General features: G+C 61.6%; 7 protein-coding genes, 1 tRNA gene and 1 pseudogene. 2 read left to right on the top strand and 7 right to left on the bottom strand.

Going from position 1 to position 6475, the window contains the following annotated elements; translation table 11 throughout:
* From J5N58_RS25375 to J5N58_RS25355, 5 genes and pseudogenes are all read right to left on the bottom strand, one after another.
* A pseudogene (locus J5N58_RS25375) lies at nucleotides 1–102 on the bottom strand (GNAT family N-acetyltransferase); the annotation flags it as partial.
* Nucleotides 103–223: 121 nt separating this feature from the next.
* A complete protein-coding gene (locus J5N58_RS25370; protein ID WP_113443736.1) occupies nucleotides 224–841 on the bottom strand; it encodes a GNAT family N-acetyltransferase in 618 nt (205 codons plus the stop codon).
* A 70-nt stretch (nucleotides 842–911) separates the two neighbouring features.
* The gene (locus J5N58_RS25365; RefSeq protein WP_113443737.1) at nucleotides 912–2162 is read right to left on the bottom strand and encodes an SRPBCC family protein; all 1251 of its coding nucleotides are present in this window, start codon (nucleotides 2160–2162) and stop codon (nucleotides 912–914) included.
* Between the two features lie 130 nt (nucleotides 2163–2292).
* Nucleotides 2293–3012, bottom strand: coding sequence for a hypothetical protein (locus J5N58_RS25360; RefSeq protein WP_244714217.1), 720 nt, complete (start codon nucleotides 3010–3012; stop codon nucleotides 2293–2295).
* An 87-nt stretch (nucleotides 3013–3099) separates the two neighbouring features.
* Nucleotides 3100–4062, bottom strand: a complete 963-nt coding sequence (locus tag J5N58_RS25355; RefSeq protein ID WP_112831365.1) for a DMT family transporter — start codon at nucleotides 4060–4062, stop codon at nucleotides 3100–3102.
* 227 nt (nucleotides 4063–4289) lie between these two features.
* On the opposite strand from J5N58_RS25355, the gene J5N58_RS25350 reads away from it, so the two are divergent.
* Nucleotides 4290–4712: a helix-turn-helix domain-containing protein gene (locus tag J5N58_RS25350; protein ID WP_112831366.1), complete on the top strand. Its 423-nt coding sequence runs from the start codon at nucleotides 4290–4292 to the stop codon at nucleotides 4710–4712.
* Between the two features lie 128 nt (nucleotides 4713–4840).
* On the opposite strand, the gene lipB is transcribed toward J5N58_RS25350, so the two are convergent.
* Complete coding sequence (gene lipB / locus J5N58_RS25345) at nucleotides 4841–5590, bottom strand: lipoyl(octanoyl) transferase LipB (protein ID WP_425314494.1); 750 nt, start codon at nucleotides 5588–5590, stop codon at nucleotides 4841–4843.
* 164 nt (nucleotides 5591–5754) lie between these two features.
* On the opposite strand from lipB, the gene J5N58_RS25340 reads away from it, so the two are divergent.
* A tRNA-Leu gene (locus tag J5N58_RS25340) sits at nucleotides 5755–5839 on the top strand.
* Nucleotides 5840–5909: 70 nt separating this feature from the next.
* Here J5N58_RS25340 and J5N58_RS25335 read toward each other — a convergent pair.
* Complete coding sequence (locus tag J5N58_RS25335) at nucleotides 5910–6419, bottom strand: BON domain-containing protein (RefSeq protein WP_112831367.1); 510 nt, start codon at nucleotides 6417–6419, stop codon at nucleotides 5910–5912.
* Nucleotides 6420–6475 lie beyond the last annotated feature (56 nt).

Below are 6475 nucleotides of genomic sequence, written 5' to 3'. Positions count from 1 at the left end.
CACCTCGATCAAAACTTCGCCGGCACGCGGGCCGTCGAGCTGTACGGTCATGATCTCAAGCGGTTTTCCGGCCTGTATGGCGACTGCGGCGCGAACGTCCATGGCGCTTTCTCCCTTTATTCGGAATGGTGTCGGTATGTTGCATGCGCAGTAGACCGCCTCAAGGGGTGGTGCTGGTTTTCCTGCGCCTGTCAAAAGTCAATCGACGGCATCGACCGCCATGTTACGGGGCCTCGATCAGCGGCACATGCGCGGCGGCATCCCTGCGCATATGCCCGGTGAGGCGAGGGTCCTCACTGACTTCGACGAAGAAGGCATAGGGCACGAAGCCCGAGCGCTGGTAGAAGGAGACCGCGCCCGGATGGTCGAAGTGGCAGGTATGAACCCAGAACCGGCCGATCGGCTTCGACCAGGCATTGGCGATGGCGGCATTCATCATCAGCCTGCCGGCCCCGTTGCCGATAGCCTCTGCCACAAGCCCGAAGAAGACCAGTTCGCATTCGCCCTCCTTGCGGAAATCGAGTTCCATGAGGCCAACCCTCTTCTCGCCATCGCGCATGGCGAAAACCTCGATCCCGGGATGTTCGAGAATCGCCTTCAGGTCCTCGTCCGGCATGACCAACCGTGACGTCCACATCCATTCCTCGCCGATACGCCGGAAGAGATCCCGGTAAGCGTCGAGATCCGGTTCGCTCCAGCGTTCCAGCCGCAGCGATCCCGCCGGAGGATCGGCCTTGACCGGCGGACGTGCGCGCATTTCGAGGCAGGTAACGACGTTGGCAAGCATGCCGGGCGGTACCGGCGAATAGCCGGCGGGGAGGGGCGCATTGATCTTGTCCATGTCCCCCTTGGAGCCTCCGGCGGGCGTCCTGTCAAGCCGTCAATCCCGCCTGACCAGTCATGCCCCCGTGTCAGTCGAATAGACGGTCGCAGGCGTAGACGACGGCGTAGACATGGATCGACAGTGCGGCGTAAAGACCGAAACCCGTCATCAGCTGTTCGGGCGGGGACATCGCGGCAAGTCGATGCCGGGGCTTTGCCCTACCGGTGCGAATCAGGCTCAGGAGGGTGAAGACCGACAGCGCGGCCAACAGGGCAAGGGACGGCAGGCCGATGCGCCAGCCCGTCCAGACGATGACGCCGGTCACGCTGAAGGATGCGAGCGCCAGCGCCTTCGGCTCGCGGAATATCTGGCGCAACATCTGCCCGCCATCGAAACGGTACATCGGCAGGAGATTGAGGAGGTTGAAGGCGCCGAGAATCAGCAGAAAAACCAGAATCGAGCCGGCTTCCAAGCCGGACTGATGGGCGGCGATCAGGATCGGCACGAGAAAGGCCGACACGCCGGCGCCCATCAGCGCGCAGGTCGCCACCTCGAACCGGCTGTCATAGGGGCGCCCGCCGATGGCGATCCCGCCCAGCAGCGGCACGAAGATCATCCGGGCGCTCTCATGGCCGAAGGCGCGATAGGCGACTATGTGGCCAAGCTCGTGGAAGACGATCACCAGTGTCAGGAAGGCCGATATCATCAGGCCGTTCGAATTCATGCCGAAGAAGGGCCAGAGCAGAAGCGTGGAGATTACGGCAAGCGCCGTCTGTATCAGCGGATGCTCGAAACGTTTGTGGGCGACGGGTTTGCGTCCCTCCAGAAAATCCTCCAGTGCGCTTATCTCGCGGCGGAGTGTGAAGTAGCGATAGAGGTAACCCGCCAGGCCGCGATAGCGGTCCGTCTGCTCGATGACGATCGCCGAGCCGGCCTCGGCTGGCGCGATGCGGCGTACCTCGCGGTAGGCGGACCAGAATTCGGCGTCGAGCGCGCTGTCGGACACGATACGCAGTTCGCAGCGGAATTCGCCCTGCGCCGTCACGCCGGTGCGGTCCACGGCAAGGATGCGGGTAACCGGGTGGCCCTGCCTGTCAGGCTGGCGATAGGAGAGTTCGAGACGATCGGGCGTGCCCTCCAGCGGCCGGCTGGACAGGATTGCCGGATGCCATTCCGCCATGCCGCCGCCGGGCCGGACCATGTCCCAGATCTCCTCGGCCCGCCTGTTCAGGTGTCGGCGCACGGTGATCGTGCGGCTGCCGAGCGGCGCTGCCAGCAGCAGCCACAGCAGGCCGAGATTGAGGCCAAGCAGCAGGAAGGCCGTGTGGAATGCTGTCACCGATTTCTCCCGCGGCAAGCGCCTGCCGCATCTTTCCGGGAGGAGAAGTCTAGGCGGGAGATCTTGGGTCGAGGTAAAAGAATTCGCTAAAATTCAAATGACTTCAGTCAAATACCGGTGATATCCGGCGTCAGGCAACCTGTTCGGCATCCAGGAAGACGTGATCCGGAACCTTCAGCCAGCGGTTCGAAAGGTCCTCCGTCTTCGGTCGTGGAGAAGAGGCGATGTCTCGTCCAGTTGAGGCCAGAAGATCGCGCCAGCGGACATGACTTGAAGCCTTCGAAGCCGCAGCCTCGATGGCGAGGAGGGCATCCCGCTCTCGCTCGGTTAGCCGCAGGACGCCGCCGTCGAAGGCGCTGCGCAGCACCCGATCGAGATAGACGAGGTCATAGGCGGTGATACCGTCCGAGGGGAAACGTTCGGTGGAAAGCGCGCCGGCATTCTCGGCCAGGGCAATGCGCAATTGATCCAGTGCGAAGACCCGCAGCGACGGCGGGACATGGGGAACAACGTCGATCACATGCAGAAGTACGGCAAGTTCGAGCGATGTCTCGATCGTTCCGCCGGTGGAAAGAACACACTTCATCCATTCGACATTGATGTCGTCGAGGCTGCCCTGCGGATAACAATGCTCCACGATGAAGGCGGTCAGCGATTCGATGAAGAAGCTGTTCCATTCCTCGCATTTGTCGGGACAGGAATTGTTGAGCGCGAGCAATGTCACGACATCGTCGGTGGTCCGGATACCCAACGGGAACGAATATTTTCGCAATAACAAAATGTCTTCGGCCGATAGCCTGTTCTTCCCGGCGATCACATTTGCCGGAAAAGAGAGACGAAATTCGCTCATCTTTTCTTCCCTGTTTCATCATGAAACCGAGGATGCTTCTAGCAACGGCATGTTTCCAATGTGCCAACAAGGGCGGTTAGCCGCTCCTTACGAAGATCGTTCAAATTGCTGGCTTTCTTGCGCTCTGGTGTGCTCGCGCCAGAGAATGAACAGTCCGGAGGAGACGATGATTGAAATTCCGACCCATTTCGAGACAGTCGGGAAATCCCCGAAAAGCCAATAGCCAAAAATAGTCGCTGCGATGATCTCGAAATACTGGAACGGCGCAAGCACCGAGAGCGGGGCCATGCGGAAGGCGCGCACGACCAGGAGGTGAATGTAGCCGGATATCGTGCCCAGCAGAACGAGCAGCAGAAGTCCCAGCCAGGATTGCGGCAGCGATATATGGAAGTCCGCTTCGCCCGTCTGATTGCCGGCAAGCAGCGCCGCCGCCATCAGGGCCGTGCCGCCGAGGCCCGCCATGGTCTGCATGGTCATCGGCGAATCGGCATTTCCGACCGCGCGGTTGAGGAACATGTAGAGCGCGAAAAGGAAGGCGCATGCGACCGGCAGCAGCGCCTTCAGGCCGAAGATTTCATAGCTCGGCTGGATGACGATCATGGCGCCGCCGAAGCCGACGACGATGGCGAGCCAGCGACGCCAGCCGACCTTTTCGCCGAGGAAGAGCGCCGACAGCGCCGTCAGGATGAAGGGCTCGACGAAATAAATGGCAAAGACGTCGGCGAGCGGCATGTATTTGACTGCAATGAAGAACATCAGGCTCGCTGCACCGTGCAGGACGCCGCGCAGGAGATTGAGCCAGGGCCGTTTCGCCGACAATGCCGACCAGCCATTCAGGGCGAAGAGCAGCGGAAGCGTGCAGGTAAGCTGGAAGAAGAAACGGTAAAACGTGACCTGGCCGGGCGACATGCCTTCGTAGGTCGCCATGTATTTGGCGATCGCATCCATCGACGGCAGGATCAGCATGCACATCGCCATCAGCGCCATGCCGTGCACGGGGTTCTGGCCTTGCACGGGGTTCTGAAGGGATGGGGGCTTCGACTGGGACATGGCAACGGCTTTCAGGAAAGCCACCATGAAGCATGGGGGATGATCGAGATCAAGTTGCGAACCGGCCGAAGGGGCTAAATGGCGACTTGTCGCCAGCCGATGGCGGCGACAGGGTGGCAAAACATCGGCATCGCCCATATCTTGAACCGGGTGGCGCCGGAGGCGTGGAGACTACGCCCCACGGGTAGGTGACAGCCTCACGTTGCGGATGAAGGGAGACGCATATCATGGACATTCTCATTCCCGGCAATCGGCTGACGCTTTTTCCCGATGCGAGCGACGATACGCTCGGCGGGCGGCTTTCGGCGGCCCGGGATGCGGCGGGAATCAGTCCGGATGTGCTCGCAGGTCAACTCGGGGTTCCCAGCGAAACCCTGCTCGGCTGGGAGGCGGACCGGGCGGAGCCCCTGCCGACACGGCTTCTCAACCTTGCCGGCATTCTCGGCGTGTCGCCGATGTGGCTGATGACCGGCGTCGGTATCGGTCCGGACGATCATGACAGGCGGCTGCCGCTCGAGGCCATGCGATTGCAGCTTGCCCATCTCGACCAGCTTCACCAGGAATGCGGACGGCTGATCCAGTCGCTTTCGCGCCAGATCGAACGTTACGAAGAAGAGGAAAAGGCGCTGAATTGCGCCGCCAAGGCCTGACCGCTTGTCGAGGGCATGCCACACACAGGCGTGCTCCGGTTCCGCGACGATGCGAGTCGCGAGAGAACATCGAAACGTCGCGGTGAAATCGCAGCCGCGTCGCGGTTCAACGGCCGGGGCCTGTTCCGTCAGGCAGCGATTTCCTGCGCACCGTCGCGCACCGTTTCGCCGAAGACCTCCTCGAAGGCTTCCCTGAGGCGGATATCCACGTCCGCCATCATCACCGGCAGGCCGAGGTCGACGAGGCTCGTTACGCCATACTGGGTGATTCCGCAGGGCACGATACCCGAGAAATGCCCGAGATCCGGGTCGACATTGATCGACAGTCCGTGGAAGCTCACCCAGCGGCGCAGGCGAATGCCGAGGGCGGCTACCTTGTCCTCCGCCATCGTGCCATCTGGCAGAAGCGGCTTTTCCGGGCGGCGCACCCATACGCCGACGCGGTCCTCGCGGCGTTCGCCCCGCACATTCATCTTTTCCAGCGTGCGGATGACCACTTCTTCGAGGGCCGCGACATAGGCGCGGACGTCCTGGCGGCGGCGTTTCAGGTCCAGCATCACATAGGCGACCCGCTGGCCGGGACCGTGATAGGTGTATTCGCCGCCGCGCCCCGTCGCAAAAACCGGGAATCGGTCGGGATCGATCAGATCGGCCGAGTCGGCGCTGGTGCCGGCCGTATAGAGCGGCGGATGTTCCAGCAGCCAGACGAGTTCGTCGGCTTCACCGTCGGCAATCGCTGCAACCTGTCGCTCCATCTCGGCGACCGCGACATCATAGGGCACGAGACCCTCGGAAATGCGCCATCTGACCGGCGGCGATCCCTCGATGGCGTGCATTTCGGTGGAGATTTCGGTGCGCTGCATGGGAAAAGCCTTCATTTTTCCTCTACTTGGCAACAAAGACGCGGCGTTTCAAGGGCATCGTGGACAGGGCCATCAACAGGCGCCGGAGGAAAATTCAAAAAACTGTCACGACGCTCTTGTGCACCCAAAATGCTTTTGCTACATGCACCCCCGTCGACGCAAGTCGGCCCTACCACGATGCGGTCGTGGCGGAATTGGTAGACGCGCAGCGTTGAGGTCGCTGTGGGGCAACCCGTGGAAGTTCGAGTCTTCTCGACCGCACCATTTTCTTCGGAAAATCAATTCGATAGCCGGCACGCCGAAAGGCTAGCCGGCTTTTCCTTTTTGAGCGTCCTCATTCGGTATCGCGGGGGATGTGACTGTCTGTGCCGATTGTATTGATGTGGTTGCGAACGCGCCGGACGCCCTTGACGCCGAGAACCTTCAGCTCCACCAGCCGTCGCTCCGCCACCGTGTCGACCTCGCCGCGAAGCGTCACCACGCCGCCTTCCACGTGAATGTCGATGGCATCGAGGTTCACGTCCGTCTCGTTCTCGATCACCGCGGCAATATCCGATTCGAGCTGGTCGTCGTCTTCAACTCCGCGCTCGTCTCCCGTTTCGGGAAGTTCGGGCCGTTCCGAAAAAGGTGCGTTGCCGTTCCGGTCCGCGTTGGTGATTCCATATCCTTCGCGGCGCCTCCGGCCGGAATTTTCGCCGTCCTCGCCATAGGCGCTATTGTCGACCGGTGCCGTGTCGGACGTCGAATCGTCGTCGTAAGGCCAGCCGTCCTCCAGATCGCGCTGCTCGAATTCGCGGTAGTCCTCCTCGCGGGAGAGTTCGTCCTTGCGCTTGCCGTTTGCCATCGAGACCTCCTTGCCGACCGGTTTTATCGAAACGCATGGCTCGCCGTTCGGTTCGG

Source organism: Paenirhizobium cremeum, assembly GCF_022884085.1.
In the GTDB taxonomy this organism is placed as follows: Bacteria; Pseudomonadota; Alphaproteobacteria; order Rhizobiales; family Rhizobiaceae; genus Allorhizobium; species Allorhizobium cremeum.
This window is presented reverse-complemented; position numbering and strand designations above follow the sequence as displayed.

What these genes read in the sequence shown, in the direction of transcription:
- J5N58_RS25370 (WP_113443736.1), bottom strand. Translation starts at nt 841, where the DNA reads ATGGACAAGATCAATGCGCCCCTCCCCGCCGGCTATTCGCCGGTACCG.
- J5N58_RS25360 (WP_244714217.1), bottom strand. Translation starts at nt 3,012, where the DNA reads ATGAGCGAATTTCGTCTCTCTTTTCCGGCAAATGTGATCGCCGGGAAG.
- J5N58_RS25355 (WP_112831365.1), bottom strand. Translation starts at nt 4,062, where the DNA reads ATGTCCCAGTCGAAGCCCCCATCCCTTCAGAACCCCGTGCAAGGCCAG.
- J5N58_RS25350 (WP_112831366.1), top strand. Translation starts at nt 4,290, where the DNA reads ATGGACATTCTCATTCCCGGCAATCGGCTGACGCTTTTTCCCGATGCG.
- lipB (WP_425314494.1), bottom strand. Translation starts at nt 5,590, where the DNA reads ATGAAGGCTTTTCCCATGCAGCGCACCGAAATCTCCACCGAAATGCAC.
- J5N58_RS25335 (WP_112831367.1), bottom strand. Translation starts at nt 6,419, where the DNA reads ATGGCAAACGGCAAGCGCAAGGACGAACTCTCCCGCGAGGAGGACTAC.